Origin of the sequence: Micromonospora sp. WMMD967 (assembly GCF_029626165.1) — a bacterium.
Lineage (GTDB): Bacteria > Actinomycetota > Actinomycetes > Mycobacteriales > Micromonosporaceae > Micromonospora > Micromonospora taraxaci.
Map to the genome: position 1 here is coordinate 7,181,220 of NZ_JARUBK010000001.1, position 18,892 is coordinate 7,200,111.

Annotated in this window: 13 protein-coding genes; 6 read left to right on the forward strand and 7 right to left on the reverse strand. The window is 70.4% G+C overall.

Features of this window, described 5'->3' with window-relative positions; genetic code table 11:
• The first annotated feature begins 8 nt into the window (after positions 1–8).
• Both O7631_RS32425 and O7631_RS32430 read left to right on the forward strand, forming a co-directional pair.
• Complete coding sequence (locus O7631_RS32425) at positions 9–317, forward strand: hypothetical protein (protein WP_278147706.1); 309 nt, start codon at positions 9–11, stop codon at positions 315–317.
• Positions 318–399: 82 nt separating this feature from the next.
• The gene (locus tag O7631_RS32430) at positions 400–786 is read left to right on the forward strand and encodes a hypothetical protein (RefSeq protein WP_278147707.1); all 387 of its coding nucleotides are present in this window, start codon (positions 400–402) and stop codon (positions 784–786) included.
• A gap of 122 nt (positions 787–908) precedes the next feature.
• On the opposite strand, the gene O7631_RS32435 is transcribed toward O7631_RS32430, so the two are convergent.
• Positions 909–2,693, reverse strand: a complete 1,785-nt coding sequence (locus tag O7631_RS32435; RefSeq protein ID WP_278147708.1) for a glycoside hydrolase family 6 protein — start codon at positions 2,691–2,693, stop codon at positions 909–911.
• Positions 2,694–3,309: 616 nt separating this feature from the next.
• Between O7631_RS32435 and O7631_RS32440 the strand changes: the two genes are divergently transcribed.
• On the forward strand, positions 3,310–4,485 hold the full coding sequence (locus tag O7631_RS32440) for a hypothetical protein (protein ID WP_278147709.1): 1,176 nt from the start codon (positions 3,310–3,312) through the stop codon (positions 4,483–4,485).
• 1 nt (position 4,486) lies between these two features.
• Positions 4,487–5,194 (forward strand): class F sortase, encoded by a 708-nt coding sequence (locus O7631_RS32445; protein WP_278147710.1) that lies wholly within the window; start codon positions 4,487–4,489, stop codon positions 5,192–5,194.
• A 72-nt stretch (positions 5,195–5,266) separates the two neighbouring features.
• Here the strand turns inward: O7631_RS32445 and O7631_RS32450 are convergent, their stop codons facing one another.
• Positions 5,267–10,348, reverse strand: a complete 5,082-nt coding sequence (locus O7631_RS32450; RefSeq protein WP_278147711.1) for an NAD-glutamate dehydrogenase — start codon at positions 10,346–10,348, stop codon at positions 5,267–5,269.
• A 289-nt stretch (positions 10,349–10,637) separates the two neighbouring features.
• On the opposite strand from O7631_RS32450, the gene O7631_RS32455 reads away from it, so the two are divergent.
• On the forward strand, positions 10,638–12,602 hold the full coding sequence (locus tag O7631_RS32455) for a penicillin-binding transpeptidase domain-containing protein (protein ID WP_278147712.1): 1,965 nt from the start codon (positions 10,638–10,640) through the stop codon (positions 12,600–12,602).
• 355 nt (positions 12,603–12,957) lie between these two features.
• Here the strand turns inward: O7631_RS32455 and O7631_RS32460 are convergent, their stop codons facing one another.
• From O7631_RS32460 to O7631_RS32480, 5 genes are all read right to left on the reverse strand, one after another.
• Positions 12,958–14,298, reverse strand: coding sequence for an arginase family protein (locus tag O7631_RS32460; protein WP_347403532.1), 1,341 nt, complete (start codon positions 14,296–14,298; stop codon positions 12,958–12,960).
• A gap of 66 nt (positions 14,299–14,364) precedes the next feature.
• Entirely contained in the window at positions 14,365–15,276 is a 912-nt protein-coding gene (locus O7631_RS32465) for a tetratricopeptide repeat protein (RefSeq protein WP_278147713.1), read from the reverse strand.
• Between the two features lie 171 nt (positions 15,277–15,447).
• On the reverse strand, positions 15,448–17,136 hold the full coding sequence (locus O7631_RS32470; protein ID WP_278147714.1) for a methylmalonyl-CoA mutase family protein: 1,689 nt from the start codon (positions 17,134–17,136) through the stop codon (positions 15,448–15,450).
• A gap of 101 nt (positions 17,137–17,237) precedes the next feature.
• Positions 17,238–17,642: an Asp23/Gls24 family envelope stress response protein gene (locus O7631_RS32475; RefSeq protein ID WP_278147715.1), complete on the reverse strand. Its 405-nt coding sequence runs from the start codon at positions 17,640–17,642 to the stop codon at positions 17,238–17,240.
• A 149-nt stretch (positions 17,643–17,791) separates the two neighbouring features.
• The gene (locus O7631_RS32480; protein WP_347403546.1) at positions 17,792–18,394 is read right to left on the reverse strand and encodes an Asp23/Gls24 family envelope stress response protein; all 603 of its coding nucleotides are present in this window, start codon (positions 18,392–18,394) and stop codon (positions 17,792–17,794) included.
• A 43-nt stretch (positions 18,395–18,437) separates the two neighbouring features.
• Here O7631_RS32480 and O7631_RS32485 point away from each other — a divergent pair, with 43 nt between their 5' ends.
• Entirely contained in the window at positions 18,438–18,836 is a 399-nt protein-coding gene (locus O7631_RS32485) for a hypothetical protein (protein ID WP_278147716.1), read from the forward strand.
• The last annotated feature ends 56 nt before the right edge of the window (positions 18,837–18,892 follow it).

Below are 18,892 nucleotides of genomic sequence, written 5' to 3' on the forward strand. Positions count from 1 at the left end.
TTGGGCAGATGAGCAACGACGGCCAGCCGGCGAAGGACCCGCTGATCGACGAGACGCAGGCGGAGCAGCGGCGTTCCGCAGCCGCCCGACTGTTCGACATCCGCCGGGTGATCGGTGGCCTCTTCGTCGCCTACGGGGTGATCGTGACGCTGATCGGCGTCTTCGACAGTCGGGCCGAGATCGACAAGGCCGAAGGTGTCCGGATCAACCTGTGGGCCGGGCTGGCGATGCTCGCCTTCGGCCTGCTCATGCTGCTCTGGCAGTGGCTGCGCCCGGCGGAGCCGCCGGCCCCCAACGAGCAGCAGCCCGGCACCTGACCGCCGGGCCGGGCGGCATGAGGGCGGCACGAGGGGGTACGCGAGGGAATCAGGCACCGTGTCGGACACAGGAGGCAGCACCATGACCGATCGCGATCGCCAACCGCCGTTGGAGGAGAGCCCGGAGGTGGCCTCGGCGGTGGACGACGACATCACCGTCACGCAGCTGCGGACCGGAGGCGGCCCGGACCAGGACAACCCGTCCTTCGCCGAACCCCACAGCCGGCCGGACGACCTCGCGCCGGACACCGACGACCTGATCGGCGACCCGTACGCTGCCGGCACCGGGGCGACCGGGACGGGCACCGGCGCCGGCGGGGACAACATCCGCACCGGGGCGGAGCAACAGTGGGAGCCGGAGGACCTGGTGCTGGCCCGTGGACAGGACCTCACCCCGGAGAACCTGGACAAGGCGCGCCGCGACCTGGCCGAGCAGGGCCAGGCGGCGATCGAGCGCACCGTGCCCTGACCTGAGCACGAAGGGCGGGTCCCCGACCCGACCAGAGCGGTCGGGCCGGGGACCCGGGGGGAACCAGCCGCCGGCAGTGCCTCACCTACTGCCGGTGGCGGGTTGGTGTGGAAGCGTTCCGGTCAGAGAGCCGGGTACGCGTTACGCATGAGCTCCTGGAACTGGGCGGAGAACCACGCACCGGAGATCGGCGCGTCGGCCAGGGCGCCCGACGGGTTGTTGCCGTTGCGGGCGTTGCCGCCGTACGTCGGGTCGCACATCCGGTCGAAGCCCTTGCCCTCGTTGTTCGGGATCTCCTTGCTGGAGCCGTCCGACTCGCCCGGAGGCTTCACCCAGACGTAGGCGTCGATGCCCGTGGCCGGGGCCACCCGAGGCCGCTCACCGAGACCGGCGCCGGCCTGGTTGCACCAGTTGCCGAGGTGCGCCCGACGGTCGATGCGGCCACCGTTGACGTACGTGTCGACGCTCGTCGTCGCACCCGGGCCGGTGGGCCGGGCGGAGCCGCCCCAACCGTTGCGGGAGGTGTCGATGAGCATGCCGATGTTGGAGTTGAAGCCCAACGAGACCAGCTTGGTCCGGAACGCCTGGGCGAACGACAGCTCGTCGACGTAGTAGTTCCAGTCGACCCACTTGGACTGCCGCACCGTCTGGCCGTTCACGTTGTCGGTGACCTTGAAGTACGGCTCCTGCAGCGCCGAGTAGTTGGCGGTGTTGGTGATGAAGCCGTGCACGTTGTTGACAGTGCTGCCGGAGGCCACAGCGGCGGTCTTCAGGATCTCGGCGGACGGGTTGAAGTTGCTGTCCCAACCGAGCCAACCGTGGTGCCCGGAGTCGATGTAGTTGTAGACGTTGCCGATCGCGCCCAGCTTGGCGAGGGCGTAGCCGACGCCGTTGACGTAGGCGCCGTTGGCCTTGACCGTGTCGCACATGACCGTGCCGCCGGGCTGACCGGAGGTGTTGGTCACCAGGTTCGGCAGCGAGTCGATCTCGATGATGTTGATGATCCGCAGGCTGCTGTACTTCGAGTCGCCCTGGATCGCGGCGATCGGGTCGATGTACTGGGCCTTGTACTTCGGCAGCTCGTCCGGGCCCAGCTCACCGTTGGAGGCGAGCGCCGAGCAGTCCCGGCCGGGCAGGTTGTAGATGACGAACTGGATGTAGCCGGCGCCCTGGCGCAGCGCCTCGTCCAGGTGGTCCTTCACCCCGAAGGCGCCGTTGGAGCTGCTGTCCGGCGTGCCGTTGATCGCGGCGATCCGGTCCAGCCAGACGGCGGTGGGGTTGTTGGAGACCCGGCTTCCGCCGGGCTCGGCGTCCGCCTTGGCCTTCCACTCCGGGTTCACGTAGCCGCGCACCCCGGCGTACGGGTTGTCGACCTTCGTGCCGGGCGGCGGGTTGGTCGTGGGCGGCGGGTCGGTCGGCGGCGGGCTGGTCGGCGGCGGGTCGGTCGGCGGGGGCGTGGTGGTCGGCGGGGTGGTGGTGCCACCGTTGCAGACCACGCCGTTCAGGGTGAACGAGGTCGGCTTCGGGTTGCTGCCACTCCACGCGCCGTTGAAGCCCAGGGTCGTCGACGCGCCGGTGCCGAGGTTGCCGTTGTAGGACATGCTCCGGGCGGTCACCTGACTGCCGGACTGGGTGTACGTGGCCGACCAGCCCTGCTGTACCCGCTGGCTGGAGTTGGGGAAGGTCCAGCCCAGGGTCCAGCCGTTGACCGGGTCACCGAGGTTCTTGATGGTGATGTTCGCGGTGAAGCCGCCCTGCCAGTCGTTGGTCGTGTACGCGATGTCGCACTGCGTCGCGGCCTGCGCCGCGGTAACCGGAATCGTCACCAGCCCACCGGCGACCAGGGCGCCCGCGCCCGCGAGCGCAAGGGCCCGGCGTGGGCCGGTCAGCCTTCTCCACACATTCATGCCACTGATCTCCTTGGGCGAGACCGGGCTCAGGTACAGCCCGGCGAGACGGCCCGGTGAGCGTCCTGTCACGGACGGCCGCCGGCGCCAACGGGATTTCGGGGGGTGCCCGGCCCGGACGGGCGAGGGTGGTGGTGGTGCGTGACCGACCGGTGCAGCGGCCGGTCCTTCGGCGGGACGTCGCCCGGCGAACCGGTGCCCTCGACTCCCTGCCTGCGCGGTGTGGCTCTCCGAACCGCGTTCGCCGATTCTTGCATGGGAGCGCTTCCATGGCAATGGCTCGATGCGTCGGGGCAGAGTTCAGCGCCGTTGCCGTTTCGGACGATACCCCCGGACCTTCCCGGTCGGCACCTGACGGGACGGTCCCTGGCGGTACCGGACGACAAGCGACGGCGGACCACGCCGAGCCTCAGAGACCGCGCCGCGCCCGGACCACACCTCGGGGGTCTGAGGCGCCACTCAGAGTGGCGAAGGCCGCTTACCCCCTGTTCAGCGCCTACCTGGAGCAAAAGCCAAAACGCGAATCTTTCACTTCATAAGTCATGAAACGGTCTAACGTCGGTCTTAGCTCGGTTGTCGCCGGGCTCAGGACAACAGGGATGGAGTGACGCAGGTCATGGCTAAGAAGATGCTCGGGAAGGTCGTAGCGGGCGCCGCGCTCGGCGGCGCGTCGCTCCTGGTGTTCGCGCCGGGGATCGCGTTCGCCGACGGTCACCACGACGGCGGCAAGGACCGCGACGGCAAGGTCTACGCCAAGCCGCACGTGGTCAAGGCCGGCGAAGAGGTCAAGCTCCTCGAGATCTGCCCGGATCGGCAGGAGCACGCGTACGTGTGGTCCAAGGTCACCGGCAAGGTCAATCTCAAGCCGGTGCGTGACGACCGGGGTGAGGACCGCGAGTGGGGCGAGGAGGAGGACTCCCGCGACCACGACAACGGCAAGGACGAGCACGGCAAGGACGACAAGGGCAAGGACCACGAGGGCAAGGACGAAAACGGCAAGGACGAGCACGGTAAGGACGACAAGGGCAAGGACGAGCACGGCAAGGACGACAAGGGCAAGGACCACGAGGGCAAGGACGAGAACGGCAAGGACAAGCCGCAGCCCGGCGGCCAGGGTGGCGGCGCTGCCGCCGACGCTCTCGGCGACGAGGGTGGCAAGGACTGGAAGGGCGAGGAGCACGGCCAGGACGCGGACGACAGCCGCGACAAGAAGGACTGGGAGTCCAAGGACGAAGGCAAGAAGGACTGGGAGTCCAACGGCCACGGCTCGGACGAGCGCGGCTCGGACAAGGGCTGGGAGAACAAGGGCCACGGCTCCGACGAGTACGGCTCCGACGAGCACGGCAGCTACGGCTCCGACGAGTACGGCTCGGACAGGGGCTGGGAGAACAAGGGCTACGGCTCCGACGAGTACGGCTCGGACGAGCACGGCAGCTACGGCTCCGACGAGTACGGCTCGGACGAGCACGGCAGCTACGGCTCGGACAAGGGCTGGGACTCCGAGGACCGTGGCTCGGACGAGCGCAGCTGGGACAAGGAGCGCGAGTTCGTCTACTACGGCGAGGCCACTGTCGACAAGGACGCCAAGCCGGGTCGCTACGAGCTCAAGGGCTCGTGCGGCGAGGGCGAGCTCGTCGTGCTGCCGCACGGCGGTGTCGACGGTGGTGACGGTGGCGCCAGCACCGGCACCGACCGTGGCCTGGCCACCGGCGGGGCGGGCCTGCTCGGCGCTGCCGCGCTGGGCGGGATCGTGCTGATGCGTCGTCGGCGGACCGATGGTTCGCTCGTCTGACGTGACGACGACACGGGCCGGCGGCCGTCACGGGAAACCGTGGCGTGCCGCCGGCGCGGCCGTCGTCGTCACCATGGCCATGATCGGCGCTGGCATGATCGGCGCTTCCCTGAAGACCACGCCCGCTCCCCGACCGCCGCAGCCGTTGGCCCAGGCCGGCCCCGAGGCCTCCCGACCGGCGACCACCCCGGACGACGCCCCGAACGACGTCCCGACCGACGGGCAGCCGGTCGGGGACGCCCCGGCCGGGCTGGCGCGTTCCGCGCCGACCACCATCGAGATTCCCCGGATCGGCGTCGCCGCGACGATCATGTCGTTGGGCACCAACCCGGACGGCACCGTCCAGGTCCCCCCGCTGGACCAAGCCGACAAAGCCGGTTGGTACGAGCCGGGCGCCAGCCCGGGCGAGACGGGTAACGCGGTGATCGTCGGGCATGTGGACTCGGCGGTGCTCGGCCCGGCCGTCTTCTTCGACCTGGGCGCTCTCGTCCCGGGCGACACCATCACGGTGCGACGGACCGACGGCGTGCCCGCCACCTTCACCGTGGACTCGGTGACGTCGTACCCGAAGACGGCCTTCCCCACCGAGTTGGTGTACGGACCGAGCGACCGGCCCAGCCTGCGGGTGGTCACCTGCGGCGGTCAGTTCGACGAGGTCGCCAAGAGCTATCCGGACAACATCGTCGTCTTCGCCACGCTGGCGGCGTGACCGGCGACGAACGAGAGCGGTCCGGCCGATCGGGGCGACCCGATCGGCCGGACCGCGTCCGGCGTACCTGACTCAGGCGGCCGCGGAGGTCCGCACCAGGGTGCGGATCTGGCGCAGCAGCACCGAGAGGGCGGCGAGATCCGCCCGCGACTCGTCGAACTCCCCCATCGCGCGACGGGCGCGGTGGATCGAGGTCGCGTTCGACTGCTCCCACTGCTGCACCCGCTCGTGCGGCGGCAGGTCGTCCGGGGTGGAGTCGAGCACCTCGGCGGTGAGAGCGGCCAGCGCGGCGTACAGGTCGTAGCGCAGCGCCATCCGGGCGAGCGTCTGCCAGCGGTCCTCCCGAGGCAGCAGGGAGATCTTCGACAGCAGGGAGTCCACCCGGAAGAGGTCGGACAACACGAAGTAGACCGAGGCCACCTCGCTGACGTCCCGTCCGCTGGAGTTGGCGGTCTCCACCACGTCCATCAGACCGAAGCTGTACATCAGCCGGGTCGCCCGCTCGGCCAGCTCGCGGGGCAGCCCACGCTCGGTCATCGAGTCCATGTGCGCGGCGATGCCCTGCCGCTCGTTGCCGTAGAACAGCTCCTCGAGCCCCGGCAACAACCGCGTGACACCGTCGCGCAGCCGGGAGATCTCGGCCGGCACGTCGATCGGCGAGCGCCGGTTGGAGACCAGCCACCGCACCGCACGGTCGAGCAGCCGACGGGTGTCCAGGTAGACACTCGTCTGCAACTCGGGCGCCACCTTGTTGTCCAGCGCCTCGACCGCGTCCCACAGGTCACGCAGGCCGAACACCTCGCTGACCACCACGTACGCCCGGATCACGTCAGCGGCGCTGGCCGCGGTCTCCTCGACCACCCGGAAGATGAACGAGATGCCGCCCCGGTTGATCGCCTCGTTGACGAGCACCGTGGTGACGATGTCCCGGCGCAGCCGGTGCCGGCCCATCCGCTCGGCGAACCGTTCACGCATCGGCGTCGGGAAGTAGTTGACCAGGACCTCGGTCGTCCACTCCTCGTCCGCCAACCCCTCGGTGAGGATCTCCCGCTCCAGGACGATCTTCACGTACGCGAGCAGCACCGCGAACTCCGGCGCGGTCAGCCCGGACTCGCTGCGCACCGCCAGCTCCTCGTCCGGCGGCAACGCCTCCAACGCCCGGTCCAACCCACCCGAACGTTCCAACTCGTTGATCATCCGGCGGTGCACCGGGAGCAGCGAGGCGGCCTGGGCCTGGGCGTTGTTGATCGCCCGAGCCTGGTCGTAGTTGTCCCGCAGCACCAGCTCCGCGACCTCGTCGGTCATCCCGGCGAGCAGCTCGTCCCGGTCGGCCATGGTCAACTCGCCGTCGGCAACAGCGGTGTTCAGCAGGATCTTGATGTTCACCTCGTGGTCGGAGGTGTCCACCCCGGCCGCGTTGTCGATGAAGTCCGTGTAGATCCGGCCACCGGTCAACGCGTACTCGATCCGGCCGAGCTGGGTCCAGCCCAGGTTTCCGCCCTCGCCCGCAACCCGGCAGCGCAGGTCGCGCCCGTCCACCCGGATCGCGTCGTTGGACTTGTCGCCCACCTCCGCGTTGGTCTGGCTGGACGCCTTGACGTAGGTGCCGATGCCGCCGTTCCAGAAGAGATCCACCGGAGCGGTGACGATCGCCTTCATCAGGTCCTGCGGCGACATCTGCGTGACGTCGTCGCCCAGGCCGATCGCCGCCCGGACCTGCGGCGTGATCGGGATCGACTTCGCGGTACGCGGGAAGATGCCGCCACCGGCCGAGATCAGCTCCGGGTTGTAGTCCTCCCAGGAGGAACGGGGCAGCTCGAACAGCCGCCGCCGCTCCGCGTACGAGGTGGCCGCGTCCGGCTCCGGGTCGAGGAAGATGTGCCGGTGGTCGAAGGCGGCCACCAGCCGGATGTGCTCGGACAGCAGCATCCCGTTGCCGAACACGTCCCCGGACATGTCGCCGACGCCGACCACTGTGAAGTCCTGGGTCTGGGTGTCCAGGCCCAGCTCCCGGAAGTGCCGCTTGACCGACTCCCAGGCGCCGCGGGCGGTGATGCCCATCTTCTTGTGGTCGTAGCCGGCCGAACCGCCGGAGGCGAACGCGTCGCCCATCCAGAAGTTGTGGGCCTTGGAGATCTCGTTGGCGATGTCGGAGAACGTCGCCGTGCCCTTGTCGGCCGCCACCACCAGGTACGGGTCGTCGCCGTCGTGCCGGACGACGTCCTCGGGTGGCACGATCTGCCCGCTGGCGATGTTGTCGGTGACGTCCAGCATCGCGCCGACGAACTCCTGGTAGCAGGCGACGGCCTCGTCCCGGTCGCCCGGCTTCTGCTTCAACACGAAGCCGCCCTTGGCGCCCACCGGCACGATCACGGTGTTCTTCACCATCTGCGCCTTGACCAGGCCGAGCACCTCGGTCCGGAAGTCCTCCCGACGGTCCGACCAGCGCAACCCGCCCCGGGCCACCGGCCCGAACCGCAGGTGCACACCCTCGAAGCGCGGCGAGTAGACGAAGATCTCGAACTTCGGTCGCGGCGCCGGCAGGTCCGGAATGGCCTGCGGGTCCAGCTTGAACGCCACGTACGCCTTGGGCCGCCCGTCGGCGCGCTTCTGGTAGAAGCTGGTCCGCAGGGTCGCCTCGATCACCGTCAGGTATGAGCGCAGGATCCGGTCCTGGTCGAGGCTGGCCACGTCGTCCAGCGCGCCCCGGATCGTCTCCACCAGCTCACCGCTGCGCTGCTGCCGCTGCTCGTTGGTCTGCTCGCCCGGCGCGAATCGGGTCTCGAACAGCTCCACCAGCAACGCGGCGAGCTTCGGGTACGCGATGAAGGTCTGCTCCATGTAGTCCTGCGAGAAGACCGTGCCGGCCTGCCGCAGGTACTTCGCGTACGCCCGCAGCACCACCACCTGCCGCCAGGTCAGACCGCCGCGCAGCACCAACTCGTTGAACCGGTCCACCTCGGCCTCGCCGCGCCAGGCCGCCGCGAACGCGTTCTCCACGTGCGGGCGCACCTCGGCCAGCTCGTGGTGCCCCTCCGGCAGCATGAGGCCGAAGTCGTACAGGTAGACCCGACCGTCGATCCGGTCCACCTCGTACGGGTGCTCGTCGACCACGCGTACGCCGAGCGAGTGCAGCACGGGCAGCACGGCGGAGAGCATCATCGGCTCGCCGTACCGGTAGACCTTGAACCGGACGTCCATGGCCTCGGCGAGGTCCGCACCGGGTACCCGGGTGCCCGGTCGGGGCGCGAGTTGCTTGCGGAACAGGTGCATCTCCAGCTGGCCGGGCTCCTCCAGCAGCTCCAGCTTCGCCAGGTCCTTCATCGCCTCGTACGGCGTGTGCCCGTCCTTGTAACCCTCCGGGAACGCGTCGGCGTACCGGGTGAACAGGTGCTTGGCCTGCTCGTCGCCGAGCTTGCGCTCCAGCACCAACCGGTAGTCGTCGTCCCAGAGCCGCGTCGCGTCGGCCAGCTCCTCGGCCAGCAGGTCGGCGTCGATGTCGCCCGGCGGCCGGCTCGGGTCGGTGCGGACGATGAAGTGCACCCGGGCGAGCATCGACTCGGTGACCCGGGTGGTGTAGTCCACCCCGACGCCGTTCAGCTCGCGCAACAGGATGTCCTGCATGCGCAGCCGGTTCTGGGTGGTGAACCGGTCCCGGGGCAGGTAGATCAGGCAGGAGATGAACCGCCCGTATGCGTCCCGACGCAGGAACACCCGCAACTGCCGACGCCCGGCCATGCGCAGCACGCCGATCACCGCGTGGTACAGGTCGTCGGTCTTGATCTGGAACAGCTCGTCGCGCGGGTACGTCTCCAGGATCTGGATCAGATCCTTGCCGGAGTGGCTGCGCTGGCTCAGGCCGGAGCGGTCCAGCACCTCGGCCACCTTGCGGCGTACCACCGGCAGTTCCCGGACGCTGGTCCGGTACGCGGCCGTGGAGAACAGGCCCAGGAAACGCCGCTCGCCGATCACCTCGCCGGCCGCGTTGAAGATCTTGAAGCCGATGTAGTCGAGGTAGGCCGAGCGGTGCACAGTCGCCCGCGAATTGGCCTTGGTGATGATGAGCAGGCGCTTCTCCAGCACCTTCTCGTGCGCCTCGGGCGTCATCGACGACAGCGACCGCGCGTCCGGCGAGTCGGAGCGCAGGATGCCCAGGCCGGTGCCGAGCACCGCTTCGAGGGCCTTGCCGTCGACCGGGTCGGTCGTGTCACCCCCGGGGGCGTCCACCAGCCGGTACTCGCGGTAGCCGAGGAAGGTGAAGTGGTCGTGGGCGAGCCACCGCAGCAACTCCACCGAGTCGGTGATGTCCTTCTCCGGCACCGGCGGACGGTTGTCGGAGGTGCGGGTCGACGCCAGCTCGTCGGCGAGCGCGAGGGCACGCTGACGCATCTTCGGCCAGTCCTCGACCGCCTCCCGGACGTCGGTGAGCACCCGCTGCAGCTCACGGCGCAGCCGCTCCCGCTCGGACACGTCCCGGACCGGGTCGATCTCGATCCGCATCCAGCTCTCGATGATGTCGCCGCTGATCGCATCATCCGGCTCCACGTCCGCGGAAACCTCGGTGAGTCGGCCCAGCGGCTCTCGCCGGACCACCACGAGCGGGTGCACCAGCAGGTGCACGTCGAGGTGGTAGGAGTTGAGCAGCGCGGTCACCGAGTCGACCAGGAACGGCATGTCGTCGGTGACGATCTCGACGACCGTGTGGTGCTGGTCGGCGTGCGGTTCGTGGATCCGCAGCTTCAACTCGCCAGGAACCCGCTGCTGGGCGAGGTCCCGGTGCGCCCGGGCCGCGTCGAGCATCTCCTCGGCCGTGAACCCGACCAACTCCTCATCCGGCGCGAAGCGCCAGAAACGGCCGACAAGTGTCGCCGCGTCGTGGTCGTCTCCCGCGAGCGCGACAGCCTGGGCCACCAGACGCTCCGCGTTGGGAACGGGCTCGTCGAGCTCGGCGTCCTCCACGTCGTCGGCCAACACCTCAGTCGGTAGGCCCAGATCGTAGATGGTGTCGATGCTCGACCCGGTCAGCCCGGTCACTCCCACGTCGAGCCGGCCGTAGCCGTCCCCGTCGGTCGCCGAATCGAAGCTGTCGTCGTCCCGGCCGGAGTCATCCTGCCGGAGGTCGGGTTCCGGTTTGATCGCCGGACGCCGGTCCATCGGTGCCACTCCCCTCGACCCACCGCGTTGTGGGTCACTCTGCCGCCCAGCCTAGGCCCTGCCGTTCTGCGCCTTCGTCGGCGGACCACTAGCCAGACGTCCGGATCGGGACTCTGTCCTTTCACCCGTTGCGGGTCCGAGGTTGGCCGGCTGCGGGATACCCCGCCACGCGATGTTCATCACACGGGCCCGGCCCGTCTTTGGCCGCGCTCGCGCTCCTGCGGGACGTTGGGGACGGCGCTCGCGTATTACCGTGCGGGGGCACTCTGAGATCGGAAGGACCAGCTCCATGCCGTTGTCGTACCCCCGGCCCCACCGGCCGAACCACGCCCGCCGTCTGATTGCCGCCCTCACCACCGCGGCGCTCACGGCGGGTGTCCTGGCCGGCTGCTCGGGTGACGACGGGCCGGAGCGCACCGTCGACGCGTTCCTCTCCGGCTGGCGCAGTGGTGACCTCCAGGCGGTCGGCCTGATCGACCCGACCGGCAGCAAGCTGCCGTCGGCCGAGGTGACACGCGAGATCAAGGAGCTCTCCGGTGAGTTGGCGGCCACCCCGCCGAAACTGACGCGCCGCGGCGAGCCGAAGGTCACGGCGGACATCGCGACCGCTACCGTCCAGGTGGAGTGGACCCTGCCGGGTGAGACCCGCTGGACGTACGACCGGGAGGTACGCCTCGCCCAGAGCGACGGCGACCAGTGGCAGGTGATCTGGGAGCCACGGGTGGTGCACGAGCAGCTCACCAAGGGTGACCGGATGGCGTTGCGCCGCGACGCCAGTGCCCGGGCCGGCGTGCTGGACAGCGCCGGGAACCCGATCGTGACTCCCCGCCCGGTGGTGCGGGTCGGTGTGCAGCCCAACGGGGTCGCCGACATCAAGGCCCTCGTCAAGGAGCTCGACGCCGCGTTCAAGGCGATCCGTCCGGCGCTGGTCCCCGCCGTCGACCTGAGCGACCTGCCCAAGCGGGTGGCCGAGGCCGAGCCGGGTGCCTTCGTCGAGGTGGTGTCGCTGCGCGAGGAGGCGTACCTCCAGATCAAGCCCCGGATCTACGACCTGCCCGGCACCAAGTTCATCTCCGGCAAGGTCGACCTGGCACCGACCCGGGAGTTCGCCCGGGCGGTGCTCGGGACCGTCGACCCGGCGCAGGCGGACGACCTCGCCGCGCACCCGGACCGGTACGTCGCCGGCGACCTGGTCGGGCACGGCGGGTTGCAGGGCCGCTACGACGAGCGGCTACGCGGCGGCCCGGGGCTGACCGTGGTGGTCGAGCGTCCCATCGAGGGCGGCAAGCTGGAGCCGACCGGCGCGGAGCTGTTCCGTCGGGAGCCGCAGCCCGGCCAGCCACTGAAGACCACGCTGGACACCGCCGTCCAGAACGCGGCCGACGGGTCCTTGCGTGCCGAGTCCCGCCGATCCGCTCTGGTGGCCGTCCGGATCAGCGACGGCGCGGTGCTCGCCGCGGCGAACGGCCCCGGGCCGGCCGGTGAAAACCTCGCCTTCAACGCCCAGGTGCCGCCGGGCTCCACGTTCAAGATGGTCAGCACACTGGGCCTGCTGGATCGGGGCGCGGTCACTCTGGACGGGCCGGTGGCCTGCCCGAAGACCTTCACCGTGGACGGTCGATCCTTCAAGAATTCCGACAACTTCGAGCTCGGCTCGGTGCCGTTCCGCACCGACTTCGCCAAGTCCTGCAACACCGCGTTCGCCTCGCTCGCCCCGAAGCTCGGCGGCGACGGGCTGGCCGCCGCCGGCCGCTCGCTGGGCCTGGAGGGTCAGTGGGACATCGGCGCGGACGCCTTCACCGGCAAGGTGTCGACGGGCGGCAGCCTCGCCGAGCAGGCCGCCGCCTCGTTCGGGCAGGGCACCACGCTGGTCAGCCCGCTGGCCATGGCCGGTGCCACCGCTGCCGTCGCCCGAGGCCGCTTCGAACAGCCGAAGCTGGTGCTCGACCCGGCGCCGGCCAAGCCCGCCCCGGCCGGCGAGCAACTCAAGCCGGAATCGGTCACCGCGCTGAAGTCGATGATGCGCGACGTGGTCACCTCCGGCACGGGCAGCGCCCTCAAGGATGTGCCGGGTGAGGTCTACGGGAAGACCGGCACCGCCGAGTACGACGACAACCCGGCCCATACCCACGCGTGGTTCGTGGGGTGGCGGGGCGATGTTGCCTTCGCCGTGTTCGTGGAGAAGGGCGGTGCCAGCACGGCCTCGGCCGTGCCGATCGCCGAGCGCTTCCTCCGCGCCCTCCCGGCGGCCTGACCTCGACCTCCCGGTGGCCTGACCTCGACCTCGACCTCCCGGCGGCCTGACCTCGACCTCGACCTCGTCGGGGCTGCGCCACTCCACGGGGCCACTCCGAGCGGTGGCCCCGGGCAGCGATGATCGACACGAGATCGGCGATGTGGCGGTTTCCGACGACCCGGACACCCCGACATCGCCGATCTCGTGTCGATCAACCCGGCTCCAGGCGGCCACCGCCGATAGACGGCCGACTGCGCCGCCGAGAGGCGGCTCCGATCCACTCGCGTTCGGTGAAACCGCGCTATCCGGCACCATCGGATACCCCGACTTCAATGAACGCGAGTCGATCAGCGGCCTACGGATCGCGGGCAGTTCAGGCGGTGTCGGCTTCGTGTAGATCTGCGCCATTGTCGCGGGCAGAGTTCGACCCGGAGGAGTCCTGGGCGGGCGGCGAGGTTCGCCGGAGCAGACCCGGGCCGGCCGAAGCGGGCGGGCCGACCGGTTCGCGCTCGACCGCGACCGGGAGCACAGCGGCCACCCCGGACGGCTCGGCGTGGGCAGGTCCGGGAATACCCGACTGCTCCGCCTCGACCGCGCCGTCCCTGCCGGCATCAGCCATCCCGTCACCGGAGCCGGCGGCAAGACCCACAGCGTCGAGCCGCCCCACAGCGTCGAGCCCGTTCACCCCACCGGACCGCCCCGCGTCCACCCCGGCGGACCGCTCCACACGGTCGGCGGAAGCGCCACGCCGAGGGGCGGGCGTGGGTCGGGCCGACAGCAGTCGGGGCGGCACCGCCTCCGGGGCGGTGACCGGAGCCAGGCCGGCGACCACCGTGTTGACGATCTCGGCGGCGTACGAGCCGTCCGGGTCGTAGTCGGGGTCGAAGACGGTCAGCTCGACGCCGAGGCAGTGCGGGGTGTCGACCAGGCCGGCGAGGAGGATCTCCAGCTCGGCGAAGGCGATACCGCCCGGGTCGGGGGCGTCCACGGCGGGCATCACCGCGGGGTCGAGCACGTCCACGTCGATGTGCACCCAGTAGCCCGCGCAGTCGGCGAGCTGCTCGTGCGCCCACTGGGCCGTGCGGGCGGCGCCTTCGGCCCTTAGCGCGGGCACGGGGCGGGTGGTGATCCCGGCGGCTTGGAGGTCGAGCCGGTACTCGTCCTGGGCGCGGATGCCGAGCACCACCACGTCGATGTCGCGGAAGTAGGGTCGGCGTCCCTCCAGCGCGGCCAGGTCGGCCTGCCCTCGCCCGGTGACGAGGGCGAGATCCTCGCCGGCGGCGGCGCCGACGTAGGAGGCGTTGCCGGGGTGCCGGAAGTCGGAGTGCCCGTCGACGAAGACCAGCCCGATCCGCCCGCCGACGGCCTCGCCGAGGCGGTGCATGGCCAGCGCCGAGCCGAGCAGCACCGAGCAGTCGCCACCCAGCACGACCGGGAACTCTCCCCGGTCGATGATCGAGCCGATCCGTTCGGCGAGCGCCAGCGAGTAGTCGGCGATCTCCCGGGCGTGGCAGACCCCGTCGCCGGGCCGCCAGTCGCCCGGGTCGTATCGGGGTGGGGTGACGCAGCCGGCGTCGCGGGCCCGCAGCCGGGGCAGCAGGTCGTGGTCGCGCAGCGCGCCGGGAGCTTTGGCGCAGCCGGGGACGGACGTGGGCGTCGGCGGCCGCAGGCCAAGGTTTGTCGGCGCGTCGAGGACGGCGATCCGGCGCATCATGAGCTCCCGTCCTCGGTGGTCGGGCGGGCCGGCCGGAGCGCCGGCCCGCGCTGGCGTGCTACGAACTCAGAACAGGGCGCTGGCCAGGGCCCGACGCGCCGAGGCGACCGCCGGGTCGTCCGGGCCGGCGATGGAGAAGAGCGAGACCAGGTGCTGGCGCACCGTCTCGCGGTCCTCGCCGGCGGTGCGCCGGACCAGACCGACGAGCCGGGAGTAGGCCTGCTCGGCGAGACCGCTGAGCACCTCGATGTCGGCGGCCAGCAGCTGGGCGGCCACGTCGTCGGGGGCACTCTCGGCGGCGGCCAGGGCGGCGGCGGGGTCCGCTCCGGCCACCCGGCGGGCCACCCCGACCTGGGCCAGACCGGCCGTCGCCGCCGCGTCCGCCGGCGCGTCCGCGAGGATCTTGCGGTACGCCTGCTCGGCGGCGTCGAGGTCACCGCTCATCAGCGCGTCGTCCGCCTCGTCGAGGCGGGGGTCCTCCGGCTCGGCGACCGTCACGCCGCCGGCCTTGAGCACGGCCTGGAGCCACTGCCGCAGTTGCGCCTCGGGCACCACCCCGGAGAAGGCGTCGACCGGCTGGCCGCCGACGACCGCGTAGACCATGGGGATGCCCTGGACCCGGAACATCTGGGCGATGCGCGGATTTTCCTGCACGTCGACCCGTGCCAGCACCCAGCTGCCGCCGCCCTCGGCGTTCAGTCGCTCCAACACCGGGGCGAACTCGTCGCTCTCCGGGAAGCCGGCGGCGCCGAAGAACACGACGACGGGCATGGCCATCGACCGTTCGAGCACGTCGGACTGGATGGTCGCCTCGGTGACGTCGACGATGGCGGTGTTACCGCCGGCGGGTGCGCCGTTGGACGGGCCGCCCTGTGGGGGCGTGCCGGGGCGGGAGCTGGCTGGTGCGGGGCCGCGCAGTGTGCTGAGGTCGACCGCGCCGCGGGTGAAGATCGACGAGGTGATCCGTGGGTCGCTCATGGTTACCTAGTCTCGCACGTGAGCCCGAATTCTCAGCTCACCCGCAACCCCGACGTTGCAACTCTCACGCCCCGCCGCACACCCCCGCGATCGTGCGCTTGAGGAGGGGGAATACGCGCCGTTCGCCGTATTCATCCCACCGGAAACGCACGATCGACGGAGGGGTATCGGTCAGAAGCGCGCCGGCTCGCGGTAGGTGCCCCACTCGGCGCGGAGCGCGTCGCAGATCTCGCCCAGGGTCGCCTCGGCGCGAACCGCGTCCAACATCGCGGGGATCATGTTCCCGTCGGTGCGGCTGACCTCGACCATCCGGGTCACCGCCGCGCGGACCGCCGCCTCGTCCCGGGCGCTCTTGCGCTCGGCGAGCACCCGGCGCTGCTCCAGCTCCACCTCGTGCGAGATGCGCAGGATCTCCAGCTCCTTGGCGACGGTGCCGGTGTGGCAGTTGACCCCGACGATCTTCTTGTCGCCCTTCTCCAGGGCCTGCTGGTAGACGAAGGCCGACTCGGCGATGTGACCGGTGAACCAGCCGTCCTCGATGCCGCGCAGGATGCCCGAGGTCATCGGGCCGATCTGGTGCGGTCCCTCCCCGCCGAGCTGCCGGATCCGGGCGAAGATCTCCTCCGCCTCGGCCTCGATCTTGTCGGTCAGCGCCTCGACGTACCAGGAGCCGCCCAGCGGGTCGGCGACGTTGACCACACCGGTCTCCTCCATCAGCACCTGCTGCGTACGCAGGGCGATTTCGGCGGACTCGTCGGTGGGCAGCGCCAGCGTCTCGTCCAGCGCGTTGGTGTGCAGCGAGTTGGTGCCGCCGAGCACCGCCGCGAGAGCCTCGACGGCGGTCCGTACGACGTTGTTGACCGGCTGCTGCGCGGTCAGCGACACACCGGCGGTCTGCGTGTGGAACCGCAGCCAGAGCGCCTTCTCGCTGGTCGCGCCGTAGACGTCACGCAGCCACCGGGCCCAGATCCGGCGGGCGGCGCGGAACTTGGCGATCTCCTCGAAGAAGTCGACGTGCGAGTCGAAGAAGAAGCTCAGCCCCGGCGCGAACACGTTGACGTCCAGCCCGCGCGAGAGACCCAGCTCCACGTAGCCGAAACCGTCGGCCAGGGTGTACGCCAACTCCTGCGCGGCGGTCGAGCCGGCCTCGCGGATGTGGTAACCGGAGACCGACAGCGGCTTGTAGCGCGGGATTTCGGCGGCGCAGTATTCCATCAGGTCGCCGATCAGGCGCAGGTGCGGCTCGGGGTCGAAGAGCCACTCCTTCTGCGCGATGTACTCCTTGAAGATGTCGGTCTGGAGCGTGCCGTCCAGCGCGGACAGGTCGGCGCCCTGCCGCTCGGCGGCGACCAGGTACATGCAGAACACCGGCACGGCCGGGCCGGAGATCGTCATCGAGGTGGTGACACCGGCCAGGTCGATGCCGTCGAAGAGCGCCTCCATGTCGGTGGCGGTGTCGATGGCGACGCCGCAGTGCCCGACCTCGCCGAGCGCCTGCGGGTCGTCCGAGTCGCGGCCCATCAGCGTGGGCATGTCGAACGCGACCGAGAGGCCGCCACCACCCGCGCCGAGGATCATCTTGTAGCGCTCGTTGGTCTGCTGGGCGTTGCCGAAGCCGGCGAACTGCCGGATCGTCCAGGTCCGTCCGCGATATCCGGTCGGATACAGACCCCGGGTGTACGGGTACTCGCCCGGCCAGCCGATCCGCTCGAAGCCCGGGTAGGTGGCGCCTTCCGGCGGCCCGTAGACCGGGTCCACCGGCATCCCGGAGAGCGTGGTGAAGTCGGCGTCCCGCTTGCGCGCGGCGTCGTAACGGGCCTGCCAGCGCGCCCGTCCGGCGTCGATCTCGTCGGCGTCCATGAGCAGGGCTCCTCCTCGGGTCCTCGACTGCACGTCGAGTGTAGAGCCCTCACCTGAACGATCGCTAAGTCACCGCCTACCGGCGGGTAATCGGCTGCCGCCTACGCGGTGGAGTCGCCCATCGCCACGTCGTCGACTCGGATGTTGACCTCGTCGACCCGCAACCCGTACGCCTCGACCGCCGCCGTCACCTGGGCGCGCACCTCGCCGGTGATCTCCGGCACCGGGCGACCACCCTCGATCACTAGCACCAGGTTGATCACGGCGGCGTCCCCGGTCACATAGGCGGAGCAGCCCCGCCGCGCGTCGCCCAACTGGTCCAGCCCGACCCGGTCGAACACCGCGTTGAAGAACCGGGCGACGTCCCCGCCCAGCTCGACCACGCCGGGCACCGCCCTGGCCGCCGCGACGGCGATCTTCTCGACCACCTCGTCCGCGACCTTCGTCGTTCCGCCGACCGTCATCGACGCTCCGGTCAGCTCCTGCGTCACCTCGTGGTCCACCATCGCTCCCCTTCCTCGCATCACCGCGTCGAGACACCGCCCGGCCTCCACCTCGGTGGGGCGGTGCGAGCCTACAAGCCCGACGTGCCGTCGGAGTGTCTTCGGTGGACCGGTTACGGGCGGCTCGGGATGCGCCGCCCAACCGCTACGCCTCAGGCTCCGGCCGCCCCTGGCTGGTTCAGCTCGATGTCGTCGACAGTGATGTTGACCTGGGTGACCGTCAGGCCGTACTTCTCCACCGCCTCGATCACGGCGACTCGCACGGCCTCGGTCACGTCCGCGACGACGTGCCCCGCGTCGATCACCAGGACCACGTCGATGACGGCCGATGCACCCTTCACCTCGGCCGAAACACCCCGGCTGGCGTCGCCCACCTCGTCCAGGCCGACCTTGTCCAGCACACTGTTGAAGAATCGGGCCACGTCACCACCGAGATCGGCGACACCGGGCACCGCACGGGCGGCGGTTCCGGCGATCTTCTCCACGACCTCGTCGGAAACCGACGTGACGCCCCGCGCCGCACCCGTCGCGGCCGGCACCGTACCGGCGTTCTCCACCGCGTCCGTCATGATCACATCTCCCCTGGTGCGACCCATTGTGGACCGACCGTCCTGTCGGCCCGCCGCGGGCCAGCCTTGCTCCCGGCCACGCGCCGCGAGCCTACTAAAACCGGAGCGACCTTCGCTTCCGGTCGCCCGACGCGCCGCCGAGGGACCGCGCAGGCTGATCTTGGCGACTAGGGTGCGAATCAGCATGTCCACGTTGGACGTCCGTAGGCACCATGATTGAGGTCTGTTTATGCGCAGGAAGTTGTTGAGTTTCGCCACGGCGGTCACCCTGTCGATCGGCGCGCTGCTCGGCGCGGCCAGCCCGGCCCAGGCGGCCGAGTCGCCCAGCGCCCTCTGCGGCTCCGGGTACTACGTCATCGACAGTCACGGGCTGCCCGGCGCGACGGTGTATCTGCTCTACAAGTCCAACGGCTACAACTGCGTGGTCACCATCAAGACCGCAGACCGGGGCAAGGCCACCATGGTCGGCGCATACCTGATCCTGTCGAACGATCTTGGCGCCTTCGACGAGGACCCCTACAAGTACTACGCGGGGCCGGTGCGGGCCGCGGCCGCCGGAAAGTGCATCCAGTTCGGCGGACTCAGCCGGGGCACCGTGTGGACCAGCCCCTGGGGCCACTGCGGCTAGACCGAGCCGACGCGGGGCCGTCGCCGGTGATCGGCGTCGGCCCCGTCGCACTACCG

What these genes read in the sequence shown, in the direction of transcription:
- O7631_RS32485 (WP_278147716.1), top strand. Translation starts at nt 18,438, where the DNA reads ATGCGCAGGAAGTTGTTGAGTTTCGCCACGGCGGTCACCCTGTCGATC.
- O7631_RS32440 (WP_278147709.1), top strand. Translation starts at nt 3,310, where the DNA reads ATGGCTAAGAAGATGCTCGGGAAGGTCGTAGCGGGCGCCGCGCTCGGC.
- O7631_RS32470 (WP_278147714.1), bottom strand. Translation starts at nt 17,136, where the DNA reads ATGGACGCCGACGAGATCGACGCCGGACGGGCGCGCTGGCAGGCCCGT.
- O7631_RS32475 (WP_278147715.1), bottom strand. Translation starts at nt 17,642, where the DNA reads ATGGTGGACCACGAGGTGACGCAGGAGCTGACCGGAGCGTCGATGACG.
- O7631_RS32430 (WP_278147707.1), top strand. Translation starts at nt 400, where the DNA reads ATGACCGATCGCGATCGCCAACCGCCGTTGGAGGAGAGCCCGGAGGTG.
- O7631_RS32425 (WP_278147706.1), top strand. Translation starts at nt 9, where the DNA reads ATGAGCAACGACGGCCAGCCGGCGAAGGACCCGCTGATCGACGAGACG.
- O7631_RS32465 (WP_278147713.1), bottom strand. Translation starts at nt 15,276, where the DNA reads ATGAGCGACCCACGGATCACCTCGTCGATCTTCACCCGCGGCGCGGTC.
- O7631_RS32480 (WP_347403546.1), bottom strand. Translation starts at nt 18,394, where the DNA reads ATGCTGATTCGCACCCTAGTCGCCAAGATCAGCCTGCGCGGTCCCTCG.
- O7631_RS32435 (WP_278147708.1), bottom strand. Translation starts at nt 2,693, where the DNA reads ATGAATGTGTGGAGAAGGCTGACCGGCCCACGCCGGGCCCTTGCGCTC.
- O7631_RS32460 (WP_347403532.1), bottom strand. Translation starts at nt 14,298, where the DNA reads ATGATGCGCCGGATCGCCGTCCTCGACGCGCCGACAAACCTTGGCCTG.
- O7631_RS32455 (WP_278147712.1), top strand. Translation starts at nt 10,638, where the DNA reads ATGCCGTTGTCGTACCCCCGGCCCCACCGGCCGAACCACGCCCGCCGT.
- O7631_RS32450 (WP_278147711.1), bottom strand. Translation starts at nt 10,348, where the DNA reads ATGGACCGGCGTCCGGCGATCAAACCGGAACCCGACCTCCGGCAGGAT.